Origin of the sequence: Methylococcus geothermalis (assembly GCF_012769535.1) — a bacterium.
Classification (GTDB): Bacteria; Pseudomonadota; Gammaproteobacteria; order Methylococcales; family Methylococcaceae; genus Methylococcus; species Methylococcus geothermalis.
The window spans coordinates 2,696,655-2,722,442 of sequence record NZ_CP046565.1; the positions used below are offsets into that span (position 1 = coordinate 2,696,655).

General features: G+C 62.5%; 24 protein-coding genes, 1 tRNA gene and 1 pseudogene. 9 read left to right on the plus strand and 17 right to left on the minus strand.

Annotation, left to right across the window (positions count from 1 at the left end; all coding sequences use genetic code 11):
- Positions 1–22: 22 nt before the first annotated feature.
- The 8 genes from GNH96_RS12505 to GNH96_RS12540 all read right to left on the minus strand — a co-directional run bounded on the left by GNH96_RS12505 (position 23) and on the right by GNH96_RS12540 (position 6,157).
- Positions 23–667, minus strand: a complete 645-nt coding sequence (locus tag GNH96_RS12505) for an alpha-ketoglutarate-dependent dioxygenase AlkB family protein (protein ID WP_228719847.1) — start codon at positions 665–667, stop codon at positions 23–25.
- 237 nt (positions 668–904) lie between these two features.
- Entirely contained in the window at positions 905–1,183 is a 279-nt protein-coding gene (locus GNH96_RS12510) for a PepSY domain-containing protein (RefSeq protein ID WP_169603985.1), read from the minus strand.
- A 58-nt stretch (positions 1,184–1,241) separates the two neighbouring features.
- Positions 1,242–1,364, minus strand: a complete 123-nt coding sequence (cydX, locus tag GNH96_RS12515; RefSeq protein ID WP_169603986.1) for a cytochrome bd-I oxidase subunit CydX — start codon at positions 1,362–1,364, stop codon at positions 1,242–1,244.
- Between the two features lie 39 nt (positions 1,365–1,403).
- Entirely contained in the window at positions 1,404–2,540 is a 1,137-nt protein-coding gene (gene cydB, locus GNH96_RS12520; protein ID WP_169603987.1) for a cytochrome d ubiquinol oxidase subunit II, read from the minus strand.
- Positions 2,541–2,559: 19 nt separating this feature from the next.
- Entirely contained in the window at positions 2,560–4,137 is a 1,578-nt protein-coding gene (locus tag GNH96_RS12525; RefSeq protein WP_169603988.1) for a cytochrome ubiquinol oxidase subunit I, read from the minus strand.
- Complete coding sequence (locus GNH96_RS12530; protein WP_169603989.1) at positions 4,134–4,346, minus strand: hypothetical protein; 213 nt, start codon at positions 4,344–4,346, stop codon at positions 4,134–4,136. Before GNH96_RS12530 ends, GNH96_RS12525 begins: the two co-directional genes overlap by 4 nt.
- 186 nt (positions 4,347–4,532) lie before the next feature.
- Entirely contained in the window at positions 4,533–5,438 is a 906-nt protein-coding gene (locus GNH96_RS12535; protein WP_169603990.1) for a sulfite exporter TauE/SafE family protein, read from the minus strand.
- Positions 5,435–6,157 carry an MBL fold metallo-hydrolase gene (locus tag GNH96_RS12540; protein ID WP_169603991.1) on the minus strand — a complete coding sequence of 241 codons (723 nt, stop codon included), beginning with the start codon at positions 6,155–6,157 and terminating at the stop codon, positions 5,435–5,437. The genes GNH96_RS12535 and GNH96_RS12540 overlap by 4 nt, the downstream gene beginning before the upstream one ends.
- 180 nt (positions 6,158–6,337) lie before the next feature.
- On the opposite strand from GNH96_RS12540, the gene GNH96_RS12545 reads away from it, so the two are divergent.
- Positions 6,338–7,660 carry a sigma-54 interaction domain-containing protein gene (locus GNH96_RS12545; protein WP_169603992.1) on the plus strand — a complete coding sequence of 441 codons (1,323 nt, stop codon included), beginning with the start codon at positions 6,338–6,340 and terminating at the stop codon, positions 7,658–7,660.
- A 37-nt stretch (positions 7,661–7,697) separates the two neighbouring features.
- Here GNH96_RS12545 and GNH96_RS12550 read toward each other — a convergent pair whose 3' ends face one another.
- Positions 7,698–9,173, minus strand: a complete 1,476-nt coding sequence (locus tag GNH96_RS12550) for a multicopper oxidase family protein (protein WP_228719848.1) — start codon at positions 9,171–9,173, stop codon at positions 7,698–7,700.
- Positions 9,174–9,513: 340 nt separating this feature from the next.
- Here GNH96_RS12550 and GNH96_RS12555 point away from each other — a divergent pair, with 340 nt between their 5' ends.
- From GNH96_RS12555 to feoB, 3 genes are all read left to right on the plus strand, one after another.
- The gene (locus GNH96_RS12555; protein WP_169603994.1) at positions 9,514–10,740 is read left to right on the plus strand and encodes an argininosuccinate synthase; all 1,227 of its coding nucleotides are present in this window, start codon (positions 9,514–9,516) and stop codon (positions 10,738–10,740) included.
- 134 nt (positions 10,741–10,874) lie between these two features.
- Positions 10,875–11,117, plus strand: coding sequence for a FeoA family protein (locus tag GNH96_RS12560; RefSeq protein WP_169603995.1), 243 nt, complete (start codon positions 10,875–10,877; stop codon positions 11,115–11,117).
- Positions 11,117–12,904: a ferrous iron transport protein B gene (feoB, locus tag GNH96_RS12565; protein WP_169603996.1), complete on the plus strand. Its 1,788-nt coding sequence runs from the start codon at positions 11,117–11,119 to the stop codon at positions 12,902–12,904. Before GNH96_RS12560 ends, feoB begins: the two co-directional genes overlap by 1 nt.
- A gap of 64 nt (positions 12,905–12,968) precedes the next feature.
- Here feoB and GNH96_RS12570 read toward each other — a convergent pair whose 3' ends face one another.
- The 3 genes from GNH96_RS12570 to pyrF form a co-directional block, all read right to left on the minus strand.
- Positions 12,969–13,910, minus strand: a complete 942-nt coding sequence (locus GNH96_RS12570; RefSeq protein ID WP_169603997.1) for a sigma-54 interaction domain-containing protein — start codon at positions 13,908–13,910, stop codon at positions 12,969–12,971.
- A gap of 17 nt (positions 13,911–13,927) precedes the next feature.
- Positions 13,928–14,653, minus strand: coding sequence for a sulfite exporter TauE/SafE family protein (locus GNH96_RS12575; RefSeq protein ID WP_228719849.1), 726 nt, complete (start codon positions 14,651–14,653; stop codon positions 13,928–13,930).
- Positions 14,654–14,717: 64 nt separating this feature from the next.
- The gene (pyrF, locus tag GNH96_RS12580; RefSeq protein ID WP_169604707.1) at positions 14,718–15,446 is read right to left on the minus strand and encodes an orotidine-5'-phosphate decarboxylase; all 729 of its coding nucleotides are present in this window, start codon (positions 15,444–15,446) and stop codon (positions 14,718–14,720) included.
- A gap of 153 nt (positions 15,447–15,599) precedes the next feature.
- Here pyrF and GNH96_RS12585 point away from each other — a divergent pair, with 153 nt between their 5' ends.
- From GNH96_RS12585 to GNH96_RS12600, 4 genes and pseudogenes are all read left to right on the plus strand, one after another.
- Entirely contained in the window at positions 15,600–16,541 is a 942-nt protein-coding gene (locus tag GNH96_RS12585) for an AEC family transporter (RefSeq protein WP_169603998.1), read from the plus strand.
- Positions 16,538–16,984: pseudogene (locus GNH96_RS16385) on the plus strand (competence/damage-inducible protein A); the annotation flags it as partial. The gene GNH96_RS12585 and the pseudogene GNH96_RS16385, both read left to right, overlap by 4 nt.
- An 820-nt stretch (positions 16,985–17,804) precedes the next feature.
- Positions 17,805–17,878 (plus strand) — tRNA-Gly (locus tag GNH96_RS12595).
- 209 nt (positions 17,879–18,087) lie between these two features.
- On the plus strand, positions 18,088–19,383 hold the full coding sequence (locus tag GNH96_RS12600; protein WP_228719850.1) for an alkaline phosphatase PhoX: 1,296 nt from the start codon (positions 18,088–18,090) through the stop codon (positions 19,381–19,383).
- 63 nt (positions 19,384–19,446) lie between these two features.
- On the opposite strand, the gene cax is transcribed toward GNH96_RS12600, so the two are convergent.
- The 4 genes from cax to GNH96_RS12620 form a co-directional block, all read right to left on the minus strand.
- Positions 19,447–20,532 (minus strand): calcium/proton exchanger, encoded by a 1,086-nt coding sequence (cax, locus tag GNH96_RS12605; protein WP_169604000.1) that lies wholly within the window; start codon positions 20,530–20,532, stop codon positions 19,447–19,449.
- 145 nt (positions 20,533–20,677) lie between these two features.
- A complete protein-coding gene (locus GNH96_RS12610; RefSeq protein WP_169604001.1) occupies positions 20,678–21,148 on the minus strand; it encodes an HMA2 domain-containing protein in 471 nt (156 codons plus the stop codon).
- Positions 21,148–21,492 carry a DUF5132 domain-containing protein gene (locus GNH96_RS12615; protein WP_169604002.1) on the minus strand — a complete coding sequence of 115 codons (345 nt, stop codon included), beginning with the start codon at positions 21,490–21,492 and terminating at the stop codon, positions 21,148–21,150. The genes GNH96_RS12610 and GNH96_RS12615 overlap by 1 nt, the downstream gene beginning before the upstream one ends.
- A 10-nt stretch (positions 21,493–21,502) precedes the next feature.
- On the minus strand, positions 21,503–22,219 hold the full coding sequence (locus tag GNH96_RS12620) for an EcsC family protein (RefSeq protein WP_228719851.1): 717 nt from the start codon (positions 22,217–22,219) through the stop codon (positions 21,503–21,505).
- Between the two features lie 378 nt (positions 22,220–22,597).
- Between GNH96_RS12620 and GNH96_RS12625 the strand changes: the two genes are divergently transcribed.
- Positions 22,598–23,812: a hypothetical protein gene (locus GNH96_RS12625; RefSeq protein WP_228719852.1), complete on the plus strand. Its 1,215-nt coding sequence runs from the start codon at positions 22,598–22,600 to the stop codon at positions 23,810–23,812.
- 49 nt (positions 23,813–23,861) lie between these two features.
- On the opposite strand, the gene GNH96_RS12630 is transcribed toward GNH96_RS12625, so the two are convergent.
- Positions 23,862–25,733, minus strand: a complete 1,872-nt coding sequence (locus tag GNH96_RS12630) for a PhoX family protein (protein ID WP_169604004.1) — start codon at positions 25,731–25,733, stop codon at positions 23,862–23,864.
- Positions 25,734–25,788 lie beyond the last annotated feature (55 nt).

Here is a 25,788-nt window from a genome sequence, read left to right on the forward strand (position 1 = left end):
GCCGAATTGCCGCCGGCGTGCCTCAACCGGGCTGGACGATCCGGCGGAACGTGAGATTGACGCGTTCGCCGCAGGCTTTCGCGGTCTTGGGGATGCAATGCTTCCAGCACGACTGCAACGCCCCGCCCATCAGCAGCAGGTCCCCATCCCGCAGCGGCACATCGAGGGTTTTGCCGGTCCGGCGATGACGGATGCGGAACGTCCGCTCGGCCCCCAGGCTCAGCGAGGCAATGAACGGACGCTCGCCGAGTTCGGGCTCGTCGTCGGCGTGCCAACCCATGGAATCCTTGCCCGTGCGGTAGCGGTTGCAAAGAACGGCGTTGAAGGATCGTCCGGTGAATGCCTCGATTCGATCCCGCAAGCCAGCGAGTGCCGCATCCCATGGTAACGGTTCATGCGACACGCCCGAATAGCGATAGACCGCGCCGGGATCGCCATACCAGCACAACAGGCGCGGCACCGCCATCCGCCGTCCGAAGATCGCGATTTCCTCGCCATGCCAGGCGAGCTCGCCGAGCAGGCGCGAGCCGAGTCCGGCGCATTCGGCCGGCGGGAGGAACCCCTCGACCAGATCAAGCTCGCCGTCTTCGGCGATGAGGCGTATCGCGGAGGACATTCGGCTTCCCCGACGGTCATCGAGCTGGGTCCGCGAGCGGGGCTTCGCCATCCACCGGTCCGAACCGGTTTTCTACCGCCGGCAAGGGCGCCGCGCTTCAACGGCGTCACAAGGTACCGAACGAACCGATGCCCTACGGAACCCCATCAACACAGACCCGCTTCCTTGTTTCCAGGACCTTCTGTTTGGCATCACAGCACCTTTCGTTGAAGCCGGACCGGACCCGACCGGCGTGCGGATGCCAGCCGTCGGCGCGGAAACCGCTCCCGCGACCGCAACGGATTCTCCCTAATCATCCCATTCGGACTTCAGCACCTTGCCGTCGGCGCTGTATACGATCTCGCGTTCGACGCCTTTATCCTTGAACTCGATCTCATAGACGGTCTGGCCATGCTTCACCTTTTCCTCGTATTCGATGTCCGTCGCATTCGGATAAACCGCCTTGAATGTGTCGAGCACCGGTTTTGGCACCTGCTGCTCGGTCAGATTCTTATCGTCGGCCAGGGTTCCTGCCGATGACACCAATACACACACCCAAACCAGAGCATGGGAGAGTTTTCGATTCATGACGCGACTCCTGTGCGAAATTGAACGACGGAACCGGTTCGATAGCGCGCCGAATGGATCATTTCCGCTGCTCTCCCGAGCCCTCGGCGTCGATATCGCATACCGACTCCAGCCACATGGCATTGATGATGCCGAACGCGCAGGCGAAGCCTACGCCGAGAATCCAAGCGAAGTACCACATAGTCGATTCCTCCTGTCCAAGCGGACGAACTGCCCCCATTCAATACAGCGTGTGATCGCCTTTGGCGATGTCCGCCTCCGTCACCTTGCCCCAGATCACCCGGTAGGCCCATTGCGTGTAGAGCAGCACGATGGGCAGGAACACCAGGGTGATCGCCAGGGACCACTGCAGGTTCAGATGGCTGGCGCTGGCGTCCCAGATCGTCAGGCTGCTGCGGGGATCGGTGGTCGAGATCAACAGGAACGGGAACAGGCCGAAACCGACCGTCCAAAGCAAGCCGCCGATGCCGACCGAGCTGGCGGCGAAGGCCGCTACCGCGCGGCCGCTGCCCGCGAGCACCGCCGCCGCCGGCACACCCAGCACGGCCAGCGCGGGAGCGACGAACATGCGCGGATGGGCCAGGAAATTCGCCAGCCAGCTGCCGGAAAAATCGACCGTCTTCGCCATCGGATTGGATGGTGCGCCGGGGCCGGCCGCGGTCACGATTTCCGGCCGCGGGATGCCGAGGATCACCCATGCCGCGGCTAACACGATCAGCACGACCAGCACCAGACCACCGATCAGCGCGATGCGCCGGGCGCGCTGCTCGATCGCGCCTTCGGTCCGGCAACTCAAGTAAACCGCACCGTGAAAGACGCAGGCGAGCACGCCGATGACGCCGCAAAGGAGTGGAAACGGCGTCAGCAAGCCGAAGAAGCTGCCGTCATAGAAGGTGCGGAGGTTCCCGTCGAGATGGAATGGCAACCCGACCAGCAGGTTGCCGACCAAGACGCCCATGAGGACGGGCGGTACCGCACCGCCGATGAACAAGCCCCAGTCCCAGGCGTTGCGCCACGTGGGCGATGCCAGCTTGCTGCGGTAATCGAAACCGACCGGCCGGAAGAACAGGGTGTACAACACCAGCAGCATCGCGATGTAGAGCCCCGAGAACAGCGTCGCGTAAACCGCGGGCCATACGGCGAAGATGGCTCCGCCGAGCAGGATCAGCCAGACCTGATTGCCGTCCCAGGTCGGCCCGATGGTGTTGATCACCACCCGCCGCTCGACGTCGTTGCGGCCTACGAATGGCAGCAGGGCGCCGATGCCGAAATCGAATCCCACGGTGAGGACGAAACCCGTCACCACCGCTCCGGTGATCACCCACCAGATCACCCGCATGGTTTCATAGTCGAACATGTGGACCTCCCGACGCTTATCAAGCTGCTGAATGGGAGAGCGCCGCTGCCGGCCGCTCGAAATGGTATCGTCCGGTGTGCAGGCTGCTCGGTCCGAGCTTCACGTACTTGAGCATGAGGTAAAGTTCAATCACCAGGAGCGCTGTATAGAAGAACGCAAAGCCGGCAATGCTGAACCAGAGTTCTCCGGCGCTGATTGACGAGGTGCTCAAATGCGTGGGAAGCACGCCGGAAATGGTCCAGGGCTGGCGGCCGTATTCGGCGACGAACCAGCCGGTTTCCGCCGCGATCCAGGGCAACGGAATGGACCAGACCGCCAGCTTCAGCAGCCAGCGCTTGCGGTCCGCCACCCGTATCGCACAGTAATAGAAGGCCATCACGAAGATGAACAGCAGGGTGAAGCCGCAGGCCACCATGATGCGGAAGGTCCAGAACAGCGGCCCGACGCGTGGAATGGTGTCGGTTGCGGCCTTCTGCACCAAGTCCTCGCCCGCCCCGGCAATGCCTTCGGTGTATTTGGCGAGCAACAGAGCGAAGCCCAGGTCGGCCTTGTGCGCTTCGAATTCAGTCTTCACCGCGGCGCTGGTATCGCCCTCCCTTATCCGCTCCAGGGCCCCGTAGGCGATCTGGCCGCTGCGGATATGGGCCAAGCTGGATTCCCGCAGCTCCTTCAGTCCCTTGACCTCTTCGTCGATGGAGCGCGTCGCGATCAGGCCGAGCACGTACGGTATCCGGAGCGCATAGCGGGTTTCCTGCCTGTCCTGGTCCGGAAAGCCGACGACGGTGAACGCTGCCGGCGGCTTTTCGGTTTCCCAAGCCCCTTCGATGGCGGCCAGCTTGACCTTTTGCACCTCGCCGTCGGTGTAACCGCTTTCATCGCCCAGCACGATGACCGAAAGGATCGAGGCCAAGCCGAACGCCGCGGCGATCGAGAAGGAGCGGCGGGCGAACCCGATGTCCCACCCTTTCAGCAGATACCAGGAGGATATGCCGAGGACGAACATCGCCCCGGTGACGTAGCCGGCTGCGACCGTATGCACGAACTTGACCTGGGCCACGGGATTGAAGAACACGTCGGCGAAGCTGGTCAGCTCCATGCGCAGGGTCTGGTCATTGAATTCCGTTCCCACGGGGTGCTGCATCCAGGCGTTGGCGATCAGAATCCACAGCGCCGAGGTGTTGGTGCCCAGCGCCAGCAGCCAGGTGACACTCAGATGCTGCACCCGGCTCATGCGGTCCCAGCCGAAGAAGAACAGGCCGACGAAGGTCGATTCCAGGAAGAACGACATCAGGCCTTCGCTGGCCAGGATGGGACCGAAGATGTCGCCGACGTAATGCGAGTAGTATGACCAGTTGGTGCCGAACTGGAACTCCAGGGTGATGCCGGTCGTCACGCCCATGGCGAAGTTGATGCCGAACAGCTTGCCCCAGAAACGGGTCATGTCCTTATACACCTCCTTGCCCGTCATCACGTAGACCGATTCCATGATGGCCAAAAGGAAAGTGAGCCCCAAGGTCAGGGGCACGAACAGAAAGTGGTAGAGCGCGGTCAGGCCGAATTGCAGCCTGGAAAGGTTGACGATGTCTTCACCTATCATGGCTTGAGCGCCTCCTGGTTGGGAGAGGAAAAGGGATTTGCGGAGAGCAGAACCGCCGGACGCGACGGTTTCGGGGCATCCGGATCGGGGCGGAAGAACAGCGCCCACAGGCCCCACAGCATGATCATCTTGAACAGCAACGCCAGCGTGAGCTCGCGCGCAAAGGGGAAACGCCGGCCCAATCCGGCCAGGCGCTTGAAGGCGGCCATGCCAGCCCGCGGCGCGTGGACCGGGACAGAACGACATCCATCGCATGGTTTCATGATGTCCCTCGCATTCCGTCAGGAATCAGCCCGCTTCCAGTGGCCGACAGGCACGAATGCGCCAATCGTACACCTTTTCGTTGATTTCACCACACCGACAGCGTGCTTTTTCGACATCGGCCCGACCCCTGCCTAAGGGACCGTCCTGCCGGCGCCGAAGTAGCGCGAATGGAGCCATCCTCGCACCCGCGACAACAGCATCGCCACCAGCACGGCCGCCGCGCCGCGGAAAAAATCCGGATGGGCGGAAACCAGCGCGCCGATCTCGTCCAGCCGTTCCGGCGTCAGCTCGCGGTACATCACGAATACCGCGATCAGCGCCACGAATCCGCCGAATAGCCGGCGCAAAATCGTTCCGCCGAGGCGACCGGCCAGCCATCCGCCCAGAAGGCTCCCCGCGACCGCTGCGCCCGCGATCGGCACGGCCAAGTCAGAGCGAACCTGGACATGACCGGCGTAGCCCAGCAGGGCCGCCAGCGAGTTCATGGCGACGACCAGGAGCGAAGTCGCTACGGCGGCATGCATGGGCAAGCGGCCGAGCAGATTGAGTGCCGGCACGACCATGAAACCGCCTCCCGCCCCCACCAGTCCCGTCGATGCACCGACCAGGCCGCCGTCGAACAGAACGGCGAACAGCGGCAGCCTCAAGGGACAGACGGGCGCCTTGCCGGCGGGAACATCCCCGCCGCGGCGCCCTCGCAGCATGGCCATCGAAGTCGCCAGCATCATCAGGCCGAACAGGATCAGCAGGATTCCGCCCGGCAGCGCTGCGGCCGCACGCCCGCCGCCGTAGGCCCCGGCCATTCCCGCCAGGCCGAATACCGCCCCCATCTTCCAGCACACCCGCCCATGCCGAACATGGCCGACCAGCGCCGTCAGGCTGGTCATGCCGACGACGACCAGCGACGTCGTAATCGCCTCCTTCGGGGCGAATCCGGCGACGTAGACCAGCATCGGCACCATCAGCACCGAACCGCCGCCGCCCAGCAGTCCCAGCAGGACACCTATTCCCAATGCCAGTGCCAGCACAAGGGTCATGGACACCTCACCCTTGGCGCTCCGCCAGCAGCCGGCCGCAGGCCGCAGGCCTGGTTGGCCGGCAGCGCACGATCGATGTCTTTCGGATAATCGAGTTCGAGCTCGCTCATGAGGGCAATGAATTCCTCCTGGCTCCTGCCGCCCCCCACGCGCGGGTTCCTGGCCATCTCCCGGCCGATCGTGCTCACCGTGTTGCCATGATAATCATGTCCCGGAAACACCAGCGTGTCCGGCGGGAGGGTGAAAAGCCGCCGGTGGATGCTGTCGTAGAGCAGGCCGGCGTCGCCCTGTTGGAAATCGGTGCGGCCGCAGCCGGCGATGAACAGGGCATCGCCGGTAAATACCCGGTCGCTCATGACATAGCTCACACAGCCGGCAGTATGGCCCGGCGTGTGGCGCACCTCGAACTCCAGATCGCCGACCTGCAGCGGCACGCCATCGGTCACCAGGAGATCGGCGCATCTCGCCCCGGCATCCCGATGCACCACGCTCCTGCTCTGCAGGCGCTCCCGCAGGAGTCCGGCGGCGGTGACGTGATCGGCGTGCACATGGGTTTCCAGGGTGTAGACCAGCCTGAGATCGAGCTGGCGCAGCAGGTCTTCATACTTTCCGACCTGTGTGTCCACCGGGTCGATCAGCACCGCTCGGCGGGTGCGCTCGCACCCCAGCAGATAGGTATAGGTCGACGTATCGGTCTCGAACAATTGTCTGAAAATCATCCGGCTCTCCTTCAAGAAAAACATTTTGGCCTTCCTGGGCCAGGACGAAACAAAACCCGTGCCATCAAGCCAATGAAATGATTGATAGACGCTTTTTGGGTAGCCAGTAGGTCTCGCAGGCTGCGAGCGTTTCATCTTATGATTCATCGATGAAACCCATGCTACGATTCTTGAATCATTATGAAACACAGCACCGACACTCCGCCGGGCCCCCGTCTCGACGCGCGCTGCCTGCTTGATGCCCTGGCCGGGCTCGAATGCGCCGGCGCTCTTTATCTGCTGGATGAAGATGGCAGCGTGAGCTACTGGAGCTCGGCCGCCGAGCGCCTGACGGGCCACGAGGCCGGGTTCGCAACCGGCAAGCCCATTGCCCGTCTGCTGCCCGGCTATAGCCGTCCTGCCGCAGACGAAGCCCGCGGCATGGGTGAGGACGAAATTCGGGTGGAGCGGGCGGACGGTTCGACCCTCCTGGCACGGCGCCGGTTCCAGCCCTTGCGGGACCAGGACGGAACCCCCCTGGGCCGGCTGGAGGTGCTCGCCGCGATCGAAACCGTCGGCACTCCCTTGGCCGAAGCCGACGTCGAAATCCTGCATGGATTGATCACCCGCGAACCGGCGATGAAGCAGGTGTTCCGCATCGTCCGCAACGTCGCGGAAACTGAGGCCACGGTATTGGTGCGGGGCGAGTCGGGCGCGGGCAAGGAGCTGATCGCCCGCGCCGTGCATGCCGAGAGCCATCGCGCCAAGGGGCCGTTTCTCGCGGTCAACTGCGCCGCGCTGTCGCCTTCCCTCTTGGAAAGCGAGCTGTTCGGGCATGTCCGCGGTGCCTTCACCGGGGCGATGCGGGACCATGCCGGGCTGTTCCAACGCGCCGACAGCGGTACCCTGTTCCTGGACGAAGTGGCCGAACTGCCGCTGGAGCTACAGGCCAAACTGCTGCGCGTGCTGCAGGAGCGCAGCTTCGTCCCGGTCGGCGGCGACCGCACGCTCAGCGTGGATGTGCGCATCGTGGCGGCGACCCACCGCTCGCTGCGCGAAGCCGTGCGCGAGGGCCGCTTCCGCGAGGATCTGATGTACCGGCTGCGCGTGGTTCCCATCTTTCTGCCGCCCTTGCGCGAGCGCCGCCGCGACGTCGGTCTGCTGCTCTGGCATTTCATCGGGCGGCACAATGCCCGCGGCCTGCGCCGCATCGTCCGGATCGATCCGGACGCCATGCGGCGCCTGCTCGACCATGCCTGGCCGGGCAACGTGCGCGAATTGCAGAACGTGGTGGAATACGCCTTCGCCGTGGGACGCGGAGACGTGCTGGCGCTCGACGATCTGCCGCCCGAGTTCCGCGAGGAACCCGCGGCGCCGCGGGCGGAAACGGAACATGTGCCGGACGAGGCCGAGCGCATCCGCGCCGCGCTGCGGCGCTCGGGCGGACGCATCGACCAGGCCGCCCGGCTGCTGAACATCAGTCGGGCGACGCTGTGGCGCAAGCGAAAGAAGTGGGGCGTGTGAAGGAAAGGGGCCTCCCTGCCCCTGATAACCGGCTTCCCTATTGGATGTTCCATATCCCCATCATCCCCATGTCCTCGTGCTCGAGGATATGGCAATGGAATACCGTGGTCCCGCCGTAATCCTTCACCGGCACCAGCAGTTTGACGCTTCCCATGGCCGGCACGATGACGGTGTCCTTCCAGGCCGGCGTCGTGGTGTACAAGGCGTTGTACGCCGAATCGCCGCCGCTGATGGAAATCACCTGTGCCGGGTTGACGTGCTGGTGGAAGGGGTGGTCCATCATGCTTTGGTTGTAGATTTCCCAGACCTCGTAGGTTTCGCGTCCCGAGGTGATGGTGTAGGCCTCGGTGTCCGAAAAGGCGATGCCGTTGATGGTGGCCGAGCCGCCCCCCATCATGCCCATCCCCATGCTCAGGGTGATCTGCCGCGTGAGGGCGTTGGCCGGCACGCTCAGCCTGGTCGCACTGGGGTCGACCGTCGCCGGCAGGCTCTGGCTCAGCGATGAGCCGGTGACGTTCACGGTCATCAGGGTGATCTGCTGATTGGCCGAGTCGCCCGCCCCGCGGTTGTAAGGCAAGGCCTGCAACTTGTAGTAACCCTTGGTGCTTGAAGCCTTCACCAGGACGTCCACCCGCTCGCCCGGCGACAGCAGCACGGTGCTCTGTGCATAGGGCTTGTCCAGCAGGCCGCCGTCCGTGCCCACCACCCGCAGCGAATGGCTGGCCAGGCTGAGCTTGTAGAACCGCGCGTTGCTGGCGTTGACGATCTTCCAGCGCTGCACCTGCCCCGGCCGCATCGCCAGCACCGGGTTGACCTGGCCGTTCACCATCATCGTGTCACCCTCCTTGCCGTTCATGAAGTCCGACGACGTGTGGGCCGCGGGTGCGCCGCCGCTGAGGGTGATGTCCTTCAGGACCAGGGTGTGGGTCTCGTAGCCCGAGAGCACCGCGCTCTCGTCCGCCACCTCCAAGGCGCCCGCCTGCCCCGCCCAGACCTGCTCCGCGACGTTGCCGTGGACATGCGGGTGATAGAAATTGAGGTTGCCGCCGCGATGGAGCGAGAGATCGTACTCGTAGTCGAAGGTCTCGCCGGACAGGAAATGCACCAGGACGTTGTCGGCGTTCCCGGCGGGCGAGACGTGCAGGCCGTGGGTGTGCAGATTGGTCATGTCGCGGGGCATCCCCATGTCGTTGACGCCGGTGTAGGGCAGCGAATTCTTGAAATGGACTTTCAAGATGTCGCCTTTCTTCACCTTGATGGTGGGACCGGGGAACAAGCCGTTGTAAGTCTGCAGGTTTGCCGTCGTCCCGTTGATGTCGACGGGTGCGATTTTCGCCTCCAGGTTGACTTCGACGACGCCTGGGGTCGTCGACAGATTGGGCAGCGTTGCCGGATCGGCGAACGCCGCTCCGCGGGGCGGATCGATGACGGTGGTGGAAGTGCAGCCCATCATGCAGCCGCCACCCATCATGGCGGCACTGGAAGACGCATAGACCGCGGCGCCTATTGTCAAGGCCGCCAGCGAAAGACTCCGTGAGTTTGTCGTTATAGTCATTGGTGTGACTTTCCATGAGATTTGATGACAATGTGACATGACTGGCCCATGAGGCCGAAATCCGGATTGCAGGTATCGGACCAGGACTGAACACCGTCCGGAAGATCCCGCGAATCATGGCGCTCCCAGCTCGTCACCGACTTCCGGCCGAACGGGAACACGTCATTTCCCTCGCTCGCAAGGTGAAATGACCCACCCTGAAATTACCCCAGGAGAGGCTGAACGGCCGGGACGATCCTCGACCCGGTTCGCGCTATAATTCGCCGCTTTCGTCCTGTAACCCTGCGGTTCTCCCCTCATGTCAAGCTCAAACGTCAAGAAAGTCGCACTGGCCTATTCCGGCGGCCTCGACACCTCGGTCATCCTGAAATGGCTGGAAGAAACCTACGGCTGCGAAGTCGTGACCTTCACCGCCGATCTCGGCCAGGGCGAAGAAGTCGAGCCGGCGCGCGCCAAGGCTCAGGCCATGGGCGTCAAGGAAATCTACATCGACGACCTGCGCGAGGAGTTCGCCCGCGATTTCGTCTTTCCCATGTTCCGCGCCAATGCCATCTATGAAGGCGAATATCTGCTGGGCACCTCCATCGCCCGTCCCCTCATCGCCAAGCGCCTGATCGAGATCGCCAACGAAACCGGGGCGGACGCCATCGCCCACGGCGCCACCGGCAAGGGCAACGACCAGGTGCGCTTCGAACTGGGCGCCTATGCCCTGCGGCCGGACATCCGCGTCATCGCTCCCTGGCGGGAGTGGGATCTGACCTCGCGCGAAACCTTGCTGGCCTACGCCGAGAAGCACGGCATTCCCATCGAGATGAAGCGCGGCAAGGCCTCGCCCTATTCCATGGACGCCAACTTGCTGCACATCTCCTACGAAGGCGGCATCCTGGAAGACCCCTGGGCCGAGCCGGAAGAAGACATGTGGCGCTGGTCGGTCTCGCCTGAAAACGCCCCGGACCAGCCGACCTACGTCGAATTGACCTATGAGCGCGGCGATATCGTCGCGATCGACGGCGAACGCCTGACGCCGGCGGCGGTGCTGGCCAAGCTGAACCAGTTGGGCGGCGCCAACGGCATCGGCCGGCTCGACATCGTGGAAAACCGCTACGTCGGCATGAAGTCGCGCGGCTGCTACGAGACCCCCGGCGGCACCATCATGCTGAAGGCACACCGCGCCATCGAGTCCCTCACCCTGGACCGCGAAGTCGCCCATCTCAAGGACGAGCTGATGCCCCGCTATGCCAGCCTGATCTACACAGGCTACTGGTGGAGTCCGGAACGCCGGATGCTGCAGCAGATGATCGACGCATCCCAGGCGCCGGTGAACGGCGTGGTGCGGGTGAAACTCTACAAGGGCAACGTCAGCGTGGCGGGCCGAAAATCCGAAAGCAACAGCCTGTTCGACATGAACATCGCCACCTTCGAAGACGACCGCGGCGCCTACAACCAGAAGGACGCGGAAGGCTTCATCAAGCTCAACGCCTTGCGCTTGCGCATCGCCGGCCGCAAGGGTGCGAGCTTCATATAACAAGAAAGCCGTTCCCGGCGCGAAGTCCTGCCGCGCCGGGAAACACAATGTCGCGGCCGTGACGATACGCCGCCCTCGCCAAACCCCGTGGATATGGTATATTCAAGAATAATTATCATTTGCGGGGTTTACCTATGGATTCCAACCTGAACCTGAACAGCCTCAAAGAAGGCGAATCGGCGATCATCCGCGCCATCAGTGCGGAAGGCGCGCTCTACCATCGCCTGGTCGGCCTCGGTTTCCGAGTCGGCAAGGCCATCGCCGTCGTCCGCCACGGCCGCTTCAAAGGCCCCTTGCAGGTCCGCATCGGCAATACGGACATCATCATGCGTCGCAGCGACGCCGAAAGAATCCGAGTCATCGCCAAGACAGCCTGATGAAGAGAATCGCCCTGGTCGGCATGCCGAATACCGGCAAATCCACTTTTTTCAATCGCTTGACCGGAGCATCCGCTCGGGTCGGCAACTGGCCCGGCATCACGGTCGACCTGCTGAGCGCCAAGATCATCCTCGGCAGCACGGTCGCGCAAGTGGTGGACCTGCCGGGCATCTACAGTTTCCATGGATTTTCCGAAGACGAGAAGGTGGTCCGGGACTTTCTCGAAAACAACCCGGTCGACCTGGTCGCCATCGTGCTCAACGCCACCCAGATCGACCGCCAGCTCCCGTTTGCGCTCCAGGTCGCCCGGCTCGGACTTCCCACCGTCCTGCTGCTCAACATGGCGGATGAAGCGCGTCACCTGGGGATCAACATCGATGCCCGCAGGATGGCCGAAATCCTCCGCATGCCGGTCATCCTTCTCAGTGCCAAGTACGGCAGCGGCTTCCAGAACGTCACCCAGACCCTGACGCGGTCCCTCAATGCCAGTCCCGCCCATGCGCCGGCGGCAATCGAGCCGACCTTCGCCGAGGAGCATCAGATCGAGGCGGCCGCCGCAAACGTGCTGAGCGCCGCGGTTCGCGTCCCCAAACAGTTGCCGGAAAACACCACGGCCCGCATCGATCGCGTTCTGCTTCATCCCTGGCTGGGTCTCCCGCTGTTCTTTCTGTTCATGTTCCTGCTGTTCCAGTTCATCTTCACCCTAGGCAAGCCGATGCAGGACGGCGTCGCCTGGGCATTGACCGAACTGCGGACACTCGCGCTGGAACCGCTGATGTCCGACGTACCGGCCTTCGCCAGGGGACTTCTGCTCGACGGCATCTACAGCGGCGTCGGCACCGTGGCAGCGTTCGTGCCGATCATCATCCTGTTTTTCCTGGTCATGACCCTGGTCGAAGACAGCGGCTATCTCTCGCGCGTCGCCTTCCTGATGGACGCCCTGATGGCCCGGCTGGGATTGGACGGACGCAGTTTCGTCATGCTGCTCATGGGGTTCGGCTGCAACGTGCCGGCGCTGATGGGCACGCGGGTGATGCGCTCGCGCAACCTGCGCCTGCTCACCATGCTGGTGATCCCGTTTTCGCTGTGTTCCGCGCGGCTGCAGGTATTCCTGTTCATCACGGCGGCGCTGTTCACCGTCGAAACGGCACCCGCGGTCCTGTTCAGCTTGTATCTCCTCAGCTTTGCGACCGCTCTGCTGACGGCGGTCGCGTTCAAGAGCCGCTTCGTGAGCAATGAGCCCTTCGTCATCGAGCTGCCGCCCTACCGCTTGCCGACCTGGCGCCAGATCGTTCTGCGCGGCTGGCATGAGGTCCGGCACTTCTTGAAGCGCGCGTCCAAGTTCATCACCGCCGGCGTGGTCGCGGTCTGGCTGCTGACCCATATTCCCACCGACGTCCCGGCCGGCGGGGCGGACACCCTGGCGGGCCATGTCGCCGCCTGGCTGGCGCCGGTGCTGTCCCCCATCGGCATAGACGCCCAACTGAGCCTCGCTCTGATCTTCGGCTTCGTCGCCAAGGAAATCGTGGTCGGCTCGCTCGCTGCGATCTACGGCCTGGAAGGAGATGCCCTGATGGGCTTGATGGCGCAGAAACTCGATTGGGTGCAAGCCTATAGCTTCATGCTGTTCACTCTTATTTACCTGCCTTGTCTTTCGACCGTGGCGACGCTGCGCACCGAGTCGAAAAGCCGGGCGTTCATGGTCGGCTCCGTCCTCTGGTCGCTGCTGCTGGCCTGGCTCGCGAGCTTCGCGTTCTACCAGGGCGCCCGGCTGTTTGGATTCTGATACTGCCCCGCCTGGACGAAAAAAGCCCGCTTCGAGCGGGCTTTTTTCGTCATCGATCCAGTGGTCAATTTATGCCGTATTTCTGCATCCGATAGAGCAAGGTATCGCGCGAAATGCCGAGCAGGCGAGCAGAACGGCTGCGATTGCCGTTGGTCCGGTTCAATGCCTGACGGATCAGGTCCATTTCCACCTGTTCCAGCTCGATGCCCATGTCGGGTAAGGCGAACAAACCCTTGGTCGTGGACGCCCGGTAGGTGATTTCAATAGGCAGATTGCTTTCTTCGATGGTCCGGCCCGCCAGGAGTATCGACAGCCGCTCGCAGACGTTGCGCAGCTCGCGGACGTTGCCCGGCCATCCATAATTGCATAGGCGGTTCAGCGCCGCCTTGCTGAAGGTAGCGGGGGCCAAGCCGTGCTCGCGCGCGAACCGGTCCATGTAATGCTGCAACAGCAGGACGATGTCACCCATCCGGTCCCGCAACGGCGGGATCTCCAGGGGAACCACGTTCAGCCGGTAATAGAGATCCTTGCGGAACTCGCCGCGCTCGATCCTGGCGTGAAGATTGGCATTGGTAGCAGCGATGATGCGCACATCGACGTTGTACGTCTGGGTTTCGCCCACCGGCTGAATCTCGCCTGTTTCCAGGAAGCGCAGCAGCTTTGCCTGCAGAGGCAGGGACAGCGAATCCACTTCGTCCAGGAACAGCGTACCGCCATCGGCGGCAGGCAGACGGCCGGTCTGGTTGCTGACCGCGCCGGTGAAGGAACCGCGGCGATGGCCGAACAGTTCGGATTCCGCGATCGCCTCGGGCAATGCGGCGCAATTCAGCGTGACGAACGGCTTGTCCGCTCGGGGACTGTGCATTTGCAGGGCGTTGGCCAGAACCTCCTTTCCGGTTCCGGTCTCGCCGACGATGAGGACGGTGACATCGGTCGCCGCGACCAGTTTGGCGCTTCTCGTGAGCGCTTCGAAGCTCGGTGATTGTCCAATCAGCGTATCAAACATAACCTCACCCAACTTTCTTAATATTCGAGATGGTGCAATACCAGCGGATTGAGGCCAGGGAACGCGGCCAGCACTGCCAATACGATGAGCGTGATCCCCGCGATCTGGCGGAACTTCTGCATACGGGATAACCGCACCAGCAGGCTGGTCATTATACCGACACCGACCACTGCCGGCAAAGTCCCGATGCCGAACGACAACATGGTGAACGTGCTCCGCACCACATCACCCGTTGTGGCCGCCAGAGCCAAAGCGGTGTAGACCAGTCCGCACGGCAGCCAGCCCCAGACCATGCCGAAGAAGAAAGCCTGCGGCAAGGTTTCCACCGGGATCAGGCGACGCCCATACGGTTCGAGCCGCTTCCAGAACAGAGCGCCTCCTTTTTCGATATAAGCGAAACGCGGAAACCAGCCTCCGATATGCAGCCCGGCCCCAAGCATCACCAGCGCCGAGAGAATCTGCAGCACCCGGTGCCCGTGCCCTTCCCCCAAGGGGATGGACAGGACATGCTCCAGGAGACCGGCGATCAAACCGCCGATCGCGTAACTGGTGATCCGCCCCATGTTGTAGCTCAGCACGAAGGGCATCAACAAGCCTTTGTTGTCCCGGATTTCCCGCCGCAGGCTCAGCGTGAGCGATCCGATGATCGAACCGCACATGCTCAGGCAATGCAGCGCGCTGAACAGCCCCATCAGCAGGGCGACGAGATAGGACGTGCTAAAAGCTTGTTCGATAGGATGCATGGGAGCGAAACGATACCAGAAATGCCAAGACGCCGACAGGCGGGAACATCCCCGCCACGAACGTTCAGCCGGCCGCGAACACTTCGCGGATCTGCGCCTGCGCCCGCAGCGCAGCCTCGCGGGGATCCGCCGCATCACGGATCGGCCGCCCCACCACGATGTAATCGGCGCCGTTGCGGAACGCCTGCTCCACGGTCACGACCCGCTTCTGGTCATCCTCCGGCCGGTTCTCGACCGGCCGGATGCCGGGCGACACGACCATCAGCTGGTGGTCGATCTCATCGCGCAACAGCGGAACCTCGAGGCCGGACGAAACCACGCCATCGCAACCCAGCGCCAGCGCGCGCCGGGCGCGGGAGAGGACCAGGGCCTGGACATCGCACTGGAAGCCGAGGTCGCGCAAATCGCCCTGATCCAGGCTGGTCAGTACCGTGACCGCCAGAATGCCGAGTTCGCCCTTGTTGCGAGCCGCCGCTTCCATGATGGCGTCGTTGCCGTGCACGGTCGCGAAATCCACTCCGCGGCGACTGAGCGCCTTCACCGCCCGTCCCACGGTCTCCGGCACATCGAAGAACTTGAGGTCGATGAACACCTTCTTGTCCCGTGCCTTGAGCCAGTCGATCAGACCGAAACAGTCGCCGGACATGAACAGTTCCAGCCCCACCTTGTAGAAGCTCACGGCATCACCCAGACGCTCCACCAATGCTTTGGCCTCGGGGATGGCGGGCAGATCCAGCGCCATGATCAGGCGGTCGGCCACGGGAATAGGCTTGTTGGAAACGAAATTCGGCATATTGAGCAGAGATAAGGAAGTCAAGAAAAACGGCGCCTGGGCGCCGTCATGCCGAATTATGGAGGTAGAGGCCGGTTTTGCATAGGACCCGGCGTGCTGGACGGCGGAAATTGCCCGTAAAATGAGCCCACTCTGGCCCAGAAACGGTATCTTATGGCGGGCGTATTGGCGCAAATGAGCGCCCTGATTCTCTGTGGCGTGATCCTGCGTCGGCTTCGGCCCGGCGGCATCGACCCCGAGCGGGTGCGTCGAGCCGTCACCGGACTGGTATTCAACGCCCTGCTCCCCGCGCTCGTGCTGTCTGCATTATGGGGCGGCGGTGTGTCTCCTCAGGGCTGGAAGATTTCCCTGTTCGGCATGGCGATCGTCGTGTTCGGCATCGCCGTGACGCTTTGCCTCGACCGGGCCTTGCGCCTGGAACGGCGGCAACTGGGAGCGACCATGCTCGGCATTTCCTTCTCCAACGTCACGTTTCTGGGGCTGCCGGTGCTGGAGCAGACCTTCGGCCCGGACCTCGCCCGCCCCCTCGTCATCCAGATCGATCTGTTTTCGACGGCCCCCCTGGTCTTCACGCTTGGCGTCTACATCGCCTCCCGCTATGGGGAAGCACCGGGAAACCCGTCCGCAGCCCTCCGAGCCCTGCTGTTCAACCCCCCTCTTGGGGCGGCTCTCTTCGCAATGATGCTCGGCGAATACGACATTCCACAGCCGGCCGCCCTCGAACTTGCCCTGGAAACGGCAGCCTCCTCCGTGGCGCCTCTCATGCTGCTGGCGCTGGGATTGGGCCTCCGGTGGGACGTCTGGCGCAAGGAGAACACCCTGCTGGTGGTCCTGGCATCGGGTTTGAAACTGGTCGCCGTGCCCCTGTTCGGGCTGGGATTGACCCAGATTCTGGCAGTGTCGGGCGACACCCGCTCCGCTCTGGTGCTCGAAGCCGGGATGCCCAGCATGCTGCTCGGCATCGTCTATTGCGACCGCTACCGGCTGGATACGGGGTTGTATGCGATGCTCGCCACCTCGACCACTTTGCTTGCCCTCGGCACTCTGCCGCTTTGGCACCTGACGATCGAAGCCCTGCTCGGGAGCCGGGCGTGACACCGCCCCGTGCCGAAATCCTTTCCCAGGGCGACGAGCTGGTCACAGGCCAGATCGCCGATACGAATGCCGCCTGGCTTTCGGAGCGGCTGACCGAGCTCGGCTTTTTGGTCACGCGCCATACCACGGTGGGAGATGACCTCGATGCATTGACCGGCGTTCTCCGTGAAATCGGGGCGCGCGCCGAACTTTGCGTCGGTACGGGAGGCCTCGGCCCGACGGTCGACGACCTCACCGCCGAAGCGGCCGCATGCGCCTTTGCCCGCCCCTTGCGGGAAGATCCGGAAGCCCTGCGGCAGATCCGGTCATGGTTTGCCGGGCGTGCCGAACCCATGCCCGAGGTGAACCGTAAACAGGCCCTGTTGCCGGATGGCGCACGGCGGCTGGACAACCTCCGGGGGACGGCGCCCGGCTTCGCGCTGAACCATGCCGGCTGCCGCTTTTTCTTCCTGCCCGGCGTCCCCCATGAGATGGAGTTCATGTTCGAACACGCCGTAAAGACGGACATCCAATCGAGCTTCCGCACCCGACCGGGGCAACGCGTCACCCTGCGGGTACTCGGCATCGGCGAATCCACGCTGCAGCAGCGGCTCGATGCCATCGCAATGCCGCCCGGGATCAAGCTGGGCTTTCGCACCGTGCCGCCGGAAAACCACGTCAAGCTGCTATTTCCCGCGCCTTTCCCGACTTCGGAACGCGATACCCTCGTCGAGAAAATCCGATGCGCCCTCGGGCCTTCCGTCTTCAGCATCGACACGCCGGAGCAGGCCGGCGGCACGCTGATCGAATGCGTCGATCGCCTGATGCGGCAAGCGAACGCCAGCCTGGCCACCCTCGAAACCACAAGCCGCGGCCATCTGGCACAGCTCTGCGGCGCCCACCCCTGGTGGACTTACGGGCTGGTCATCCCCGACACTCGGCCGGTTCCGGTCCGCCTCGGCCTGTTACCCCGTGATGGCCTATCCGATGATCTGCCGGACGCCGCGGCCCTTGCCGAACGGCTGCGCCTGCAACAGGGCACCTCCCACGCCCTCGCCTGTCTGGAATCGCCGCCTGACACACGCGAACTCGTCATTGCCATAGCCGCGGGTAGCGGAATCGTCACGGCACGGCGCCGTCTCGACGGAAATCCCCGATACCGGCAAGCCTTGAGCGCGGCCCTGGCCCTGGATTTTCTGCGGCGGACGCTGTCCACTCCCGCGGACTGAACGGCGCGAGATTGCCAGGAGCGCCCGACAATGCTACTGTTGCGACTCGCAACATGCGGGTGTAGTTCAATGGTAGAACTTCTGCTTCCCAAGCAGATAGCGTGGGTTCGATTCCCATCACCCGCTCCAAATGAGCCAAGGATGGACAGCCGGTTCGGCACTACCATCCCCCTCTCGTAGCCGCCAGTCCACACTCCGACGCGACCGAGCCCATCGGCGCGGAACATTTCCCGGGAAGGCCACTCTAATCCCTTCGTAACAGCCGTCCTTTTTCCCCTGGCACATTCTCGTTCGAAACGCCGGCCGGCTGCCAAGAAAAACAACAACGGAGATATTCGATGCGAAACATGCTGACCGCCGCCGTGACATCCGCCTTGTGCGGCTACCTCGGTATCGCAGGAGCCCAGTCGATGGACTTCGACCCGATTCCCGCGTCGGCTTACGTGGAATCCACGACGGACAAAACCATCCTCGGGACCGCACCTTGGCTCATTCCTGACGGCTACTCCCAGCGCATCGTCTCGGATGAAACCGATCTGAACATCTACCAGCTCAGCGACCGGCCGGCCTTTATCGTCACGAACGAAACCGGCCCGCTGGCAGGCCGCTACCTGTACCGAACCCATGAAACCTATCCGGGCAAGGACGCCCATCTGGACGGGAGGACCTCCGGTGGAGCGCTTTCGGTGGTCGACCTGGAAACCGGTGTCGCCCAGTTGCTGGCCAGCCGCAGCGACTGGGAAGAATTGGACGGCTTGACCTGGACCCCGTGGGGTTCCTTGTTGTTCGCAGAGGAGACCGACGAGCCGCATTACCCCGACCCGGGCTATCCCGACGCCAAGCGGGGCCTGGTTTACGAGCTGAAGCTGAATAAGGACGATCCCACCGTGGCCCAGTCGGTGACCGCCCTGCCCTCGCTGGGCGCGGTCCGGCACGAAGCGATCGAGTTCGATCGCAAGGGCAATATCTATCTGTCCAGCTCGAATCGCGACAGCTTCATTTACAAGTTCGTGCCGAAAAGGCGCGGCGACTTGAGCAAAGGCCAACTCTATGCTCTCCGTATCAAGACCGGCGGCCAGACGGGGAAAGCAAAGTGGATCCCGCTGAACATGAAACAGGCGCGGATCGATGCCCACGAAGCGGCTCGCGCCGCCAAGGCGACGCCCTATTGCAATCCGGAGGACATCGAGCTCATCGGCCAAAAACTGTACGTGGCGGTGAAATGTGAACCTCGAATCGACGGCATCGACGGTCCCGGAGTGGTCCTGTCCATCACCCTCGGCAACAAGCCCAGGGTGGCCTATTTCATCGAGGTCGGAAAGAACGTTCCTGCCCAAGATGCAGCGGCTGGAATCACCGGCTTTTTCCGTCCTGAGACCCTCGCTGCGGGGCCCGACGGCAAGTTGTGGATAACCGAAGACACTCAGCCGAGCGACATCTGGGTGGCGGATACAGACACGGGAGACGACGGCCTGAGCACCCCGGTGAGCCTTTTCGCCTCGCTGAAGGATAAAGAGGCAACGGGTACGGGCGTTTATTTCGGCAGCGATCCCGGTACCTTGTATGTCAACATCCAAGACTCGTCCACGGGCAACGACAAGACCATGGCGATCATCGACCAGCACAGCCATTGACCGCTTGGCATTTTCCTGCGGTGAAAAAAAGCGGTCCCCGGACCGCTTTTTTTTGTCTGCCCCTCAAGAACCGAAGAAAGACGTCCCTGGCGTGTCGGGGAGAAAGTAGCAAAAAAGCGCGATAAGGAGATACACACTCAGCAGTTGGACGCCTTTGAACCAGTTCGAGCGGCCGTCTCCGACGAGCATGGACAGCAGCAAGACCGGGAGCATGATGATCATGATACCGGCATTTCCCACCATCAGGTTCAAGGTCCTCGGAGCCATGACGTAGCTGGACAACACAAGCACCGGAGCCACGAAAAGCGCGATCTGGACGCTGCTGCCGACAGCGATTCCCATGGTGAGGTCCAGTTTGTTCCTGCGCGCCACGGTCACCGCCGCCACGCTTTCCGGGGCACCGCCGATCAAGGCGAGGATGATCACGCCGATGAAGGCCTTCGACATACCCAGACTGGCCGCCGTTCCCTCGATCGAGCCGACCAGAATCTCGCTCATCAGCGCCAGTATCGCCGAGGCGATCGCCAGATGCGCCACCGCCAGCTTCGTGCCGGTGGAATCGGGCAAGGCACCGGTCTCAAGGCCGGTGTCTTCCGACACGAAGTAATCCGGATGCGTCTTCAACATGAAAACCAGACTCAGGGCATAGGTCGCCAGCAGCACCAGCGCGACGCAGATATTGAGCCCATCCTCCCGGTCGATCATTTCCGGCGGAATGAAATTGTCGAATACGCTGGGCACCACGATGCTGATGGCCGCGACCATCAACACCGCCCGCTGGATGCGGGCGCCATGCCGATTGAATTTCTGGACGTGAAACCGCAATCCGCCCAGCAGAAACGCCAGCCCCAACACGAACAGCAGGTTGCTGAGGATGACTCCGACGATGGAAGCCTTGACCACCTCGATCAACCCGGCCCGCAAGGCCATGAGAGAGATGATCAGTTCCGGCGCGTTACCGAAAGTGGCGTTGAGCAAACCGCCGACGGTCGGGCCTGTACGATGGGATATCCGCTCGGTGGCATCCACCATCGCCGCGGCCAATGGGATGATGGCAAGGGCGGCGGCGGCGAACCGAAAGCCCGCCGGAACCGACGGCGAATGCTCGAAAATGACGGCCAGCGGGATAAAGGCCAGCAGAAACTTCATGAAATGCGCGAAACATCCCTATCTGGTGGAAGATTTCCGGTTCCCCGCCCCGGTATCGGACCGAAGCTCTGCCGGGCCCTCATATCACATCACATGATGACGAACGAACCGGTTCAGGCCGGACTGACCACCCCGATACACCGGATCAGCGGCCTTTCTCCTTGAGGAAGCCGTAGGCATTGATCAGGAGGGTCGACACCGGCCCGAGAACATGGCCCTGTCTGGCTTGATGGACCGCGAAGCCTAGGAAGCTGAGAAACATCGCCGACTGGAAATCGATTGCCCCGCCGGTCGCCCGGCGAAACCGCCGATTGATGACCTTAAAGCCAGCCGCAGTAGTCTCCGCGATGGAAGGAGAAGCCGCCGGCGTCACCGGCGAAGCGACGGCAAGTATGTTGCGGTCCGCGGCGTAGCGGGCGATCGGCTGCCATGCCTCGCCCAGTTTATGGATGACCAGCAAGCCACCGGTCTTGGAGCGGACGTCCACCGAAACCACGTCGGGGTGTGCGGCCAAGCCACCGGCCAATTCCCTCAACGCAGCAGCATCGCCGCGTTTTCCGGCAACGCGCAGCCGCAGCCTGCCCGGAAGGCAGTGAACGATCTCGGCCTTCAACATCAGTCGGCAGCCTCGGCTCCCTCCACTTCCGCTCCCTCTGCTGCGGCTTCGCCGGCAGCCGCACCGGCCGCTGCTCCGGCCGCGAGTTCCGCTTTGACTTCAGCAACGATGTCTTCAAGATTCTCTGCGGCTTCGGCCAGGATTTCCCGGCCCTTTTCCGAGAAGAGAATGGCGGCCTTGACGGTCGAACGTGCCATGGGCCGCGCAGCCCGCACTGCGGCGGGGAGAGCCAAACCGGCCAAGGCGACGATGCCGGCACCGATCGCAACGCCCTTGACAATGTCGTTGTTCAAAACCTCGTTAACGGGCGGCAATTGGTCGAAAAGCTCTTTGATCTGGGGCATAGCAAATTCCTCAGGCAGCCAACGCGGTGTACCGGACGGAAGGTTTTCCGGGCCGGCGTTTCAACTTCTTGTATTCCGCTTCGATAAGCGATCTCGAATATTTTCGCTCTAATCGACGAATAGTAAAGTGGCTGCGCGCGGTCTCCTGGAAGTGATGTATGAATACGTCGTTGATAAATGCGCCGCCCAAGGCACCGACGACGGGGATAACTTTCGCCGCGGCTCGTTCCGAAAGCACGACGCCGAAGCGTTCGGAAATACGCCCGATCAAATTCACCAGGGCCGGCGCACTCCTGCGATCGAGCCCGCGCCGCGCAATGTGTCGGGCCGCGTTGTAAACCGGCGCCTCCAATGCGAGGCGCAAGCCGTAATAGCCGGTATCGGCCGCATCGTCGTCACTGGAACGCCCCACCATCGCAAAAACTTCGAGGCAGGCGAGCCGACTCTCGAGGGACTCCATGTCCTCCCCTTCCTGCCTGGCGATGTCGGCGATGGCCCGAAGCATGATCACCGTCGTCAACGGCATTTCGAACAGCAGCGCGGGCCCGCCGAAAAAGCCGCCGACGGCGCCGGATACCACGCCCATCATCCGGTAACGGTGATCGGCCAGCGGCCGGGCCGACTCGTTCAGGCTGTTGATCGCCACGTCCAGTGCCCTGGCGACAGCGGCCTCCACTCCACGATGCAGTGCCGCGTACCACGAACGCGGCAACAGCTTGACCGCCATTTCGATGGGGGTCCCCACGATGCTGGACAGCCTCGCCGCGAAACTGGGGTATTCCAGATGCTCGAAAGCGCGCTGCAAAAATCGCTGGTCTTCCGGCGCCAGCGCGAAAGGGATCACGCTCGTTGGTTTGCCTGAACGCATATTGATTTTTCGAATACTTTGAAGCGAATCCGTGACAAATTCGCATGATGGCGTTAACGAACGTTCCTAAATTATCAGGTTGCTGTGACGATTTCATGACGCCGCGGCCATGGTCACCGAGACGCCAGCCTGAATGCGATGCCACACAATCCGCCGCATGGCTTGGACTATACTCTTCGCCTCGCTTACTTCCCCACAAGGCCGAGGGATATGATGCCGCCTTGGGAAGACCTTGCCATGATACTCGTAACCAGCATGAAAACACGCGCTTCTTCCCTGCCGCGCGCCGGAATTCTCGGACTGGCCGCCATCCATCTGGCAGGATGCCTGGCTCCCATGGCGCTCGATCAAGCCGTCCTGGCCTACGATGAGGCCGCGACCGACATCGTAGACAAGCAGATCTTGCTGAACATCGCCCGTGCCGCCCGCCACCAGCCGATTCATTTCACCTCGCTGTCCAGCATCGCGGCGACCTACAACTTCACTTTCAATGCCGGCGCCACACCGGCCCTGACCGGTAACTCGGGAGGGCTGATGATGCCGGTGTTAGGCGGCTCGGTCGCCGAAAATCCGACGGTAAGCATCGTGCCGGTCGAGGGCGAAGCCTTTACCAAGCGCATGCTGGCCCCGCTGCAGGAAACCAAGCTGACCCTGCTGCTGCGCCAAGGCGTGGATGTCGACATGGCCCTGCGTCTCATGGCCCAGGAGTTCAGGATGTTCCACGAGGGCGAGGAGATCGCCTACGCCAACAAGCCGTCCGACCGGGCCGGATATTCATTCTTCCGGCGCCTGGTCCTGCATCTGTCCTCCATCCAGGACCGCAACCGGCTGTACGTGGAACCGCTGTTTTTCAATCAGTCCTGGACACTCCCGGCTGCCGCCATGACTCCGGAAGGATTCGCGACGCTGGAAAAAGACTATGGCATTCAGTTCGACCCCAAGACGAACAGCTACATCTTGTCGAGAAAGGTGACCGGACGCCTGGTGATCACCAACTACGATCCGGATAACCTGCCGGAGGCCGAGCGCATCCGGCTGAACCGGGACGCCGAAATTGCCGACCAGCCCGACGAAATCGCGGTGGATATACGCAAAGACTACCCCGGCGGCGAATTCCCGATCCACGGCACGTTCCGTCTGCGCAGCTTCCAGAGCATTCTGGGCTTCATCGGCAGTTCCATTGCGGAAGAACCGGAGTACGACGTCGCACCGGATCCCAGAACACCGCCGGTCGAGGAGAATCCCGTGCCAACCGTCGACATCGTGGAGACGGCTTCGCGCCCGTCGGCCGCGGAGCTTGCTGTGGAATTCGACGGAAGTTATTACTCGCTGCGTCCTGAATCCGGCCATCAATGGAATCTGGAAGCCTTCCGCCTCCTGTACCAGCTTTACCAGATGACGGTGACCGATCTGCCGATTTTCGGGACGCCCAGCATCACCATCGCCAAATGAAAAACGCCGGGTCACCCCGGCGTTTTTGGCGGATCGAGGCCAGTGTCGCTCACTTGAAAGCCGGCATGCCCCCGAGATACCCCACCGCCGCCTTGGACTTGTCGATCAGCGGCTCGAGCTGGCCCTTCAGGGCCGGGTCGATGTTGGAGGAAAAATCGCCCGCATGCTGGTAGTTGCTCATGATGTAGGCGTAGCCACCGAGGGAGTCGATGGCCTGGAGCCCCGTGCTCTCGGCACCCGCAGGCAGCGACAGGATGCGGGACAGCTTGCCGGTGTCCACATTGTAGGCCCAGAGGAAGTTGTTGATGTGGAGCGTACTGCTGTCTTCTCCGATGAACAACGTGCGCATCTTTTCCGAAAATTTCAGATTGTCCGGATTGGCGATCTTGTCGACCGCAGCGGTGTTGCCCGCGGCATCCTTGGGGATATCCTGCCCAAGCACCAGGGCCTTCATGTGAGTCCCTACATACCTGCTGTCGATCCTATGCCCTTCGGTGTCCAGTTTCCATGTAGCAAGGTCCATCTGGTAAACCGCTCCGGCCAGCAGCTTGGGGATACGAATGTGGTTGGCCGGATCCTTCGGCTTGTCCTCCATCCCGCTGCTCATACGCGTCATCGCCAGGTAGACTTTCCTGTCGCGGGCATTCACGGTCACGCCTTCGAATTTCTCGAATTCCGTGGTTGCCCCCAGATACGCGGCGTACCGGCGTGTCTCCAGGAAGGCTGCCGCGGTTTCCATCCCGGGTTTCAGCTTCAGATTTTCCACCAGCCCCTTGTTATGGCCGGCGATGATCTGCTTGAAGCCCGCCGGCGGCGCTTCGTACGAACCGTCCGCCAGCTTGTTCACCGGCGCAGTCTCGAAGATGTCGGCAAAGGTCACGCCGCTCCCAACCAGCGCTTCCAGTTCGGCGTCGCTGGAATGCCCGAGACGAACCCAGGCCAGATCGGCTTCGCCGCCATTCTCGGCGCTGGTCTGTATCCATTTCGCGGCGTACAGCGTTCCCGCCGACAGATCGCGCTTCCTGTCGGCCACGAACAGGGTCAGCACGTTGTAGGTACCGTCGTCGCCCTGGATCGCCGTGCGTTCATCGGGCAGCACCTGGACCAGTTCGCGGGAAACCCGGCCCAGGGTTCGATGGCCGACGACCTTGGTCTCACCGTTCTTGCTGACCATCACTTCTGGCACGATACCGTAGTTGTACACGTTGGGCGTCTTGGTCCCGGCGAGGTAACGCTCCATCGATTCGAGACCGATGGCTCCGCTTGCGCAGGACCTTTCCACCTGGCAACGGGCGTCCGGCTCGTATTCTTCGCTGCCGAGATGGGTGTTCCAAGGGGAGAGAGAGCCCGCGCAGGGGATCCACAAGCCGTCGATGGCCGACATGTCGATGTTCCTGATGCCGGTGGCCGAAAGCTTCCCGTTCTTGCCGTCCTGCTCGATATTCGCCAGGCTCATGGTCATGGGCTGCTTGCCATACTGGTCGGCCCCAGCGGTATCCAGCCAGTCGTATTCGAAGTGAGTGATCAGAAAAAGCTTGTCGCCGCCCTTGGCCGGGATGCGGATCAGACTGTTCGCGTCTGGCGTTTCAGCGATCATCGGATTGCCGTTCGAATCCAGCAAAGGAGTGCCGGTGACATCGTATATCGCACCGGCTGTCACGCCGCCGATGGTATCGGTGTTGTGGAAAAGCGCGTTGTAATTGAGATCGTAGACTCGGCTCCCCCCGCTCTTGAAGGTGACCTTCACCTTGGCAGTAGTGTAGGCGACGGCCCGTTCTTCGGCGGTTTCGGGCGCAGCCATTCCGATGAATTCCACCGACTTCACTGGAATCGTGCCTTTGACGGAGGCCATGACGGGGGATGCCGCTGCACTCGCCAGCGCCATGCCGACCGCCGTGGCCAGAAATCGTTTTTTCAGCATCTTCAAACTCCTCGAAACAGAACGATCTTTGGACCAGACGACCTGCGCCGTCCGG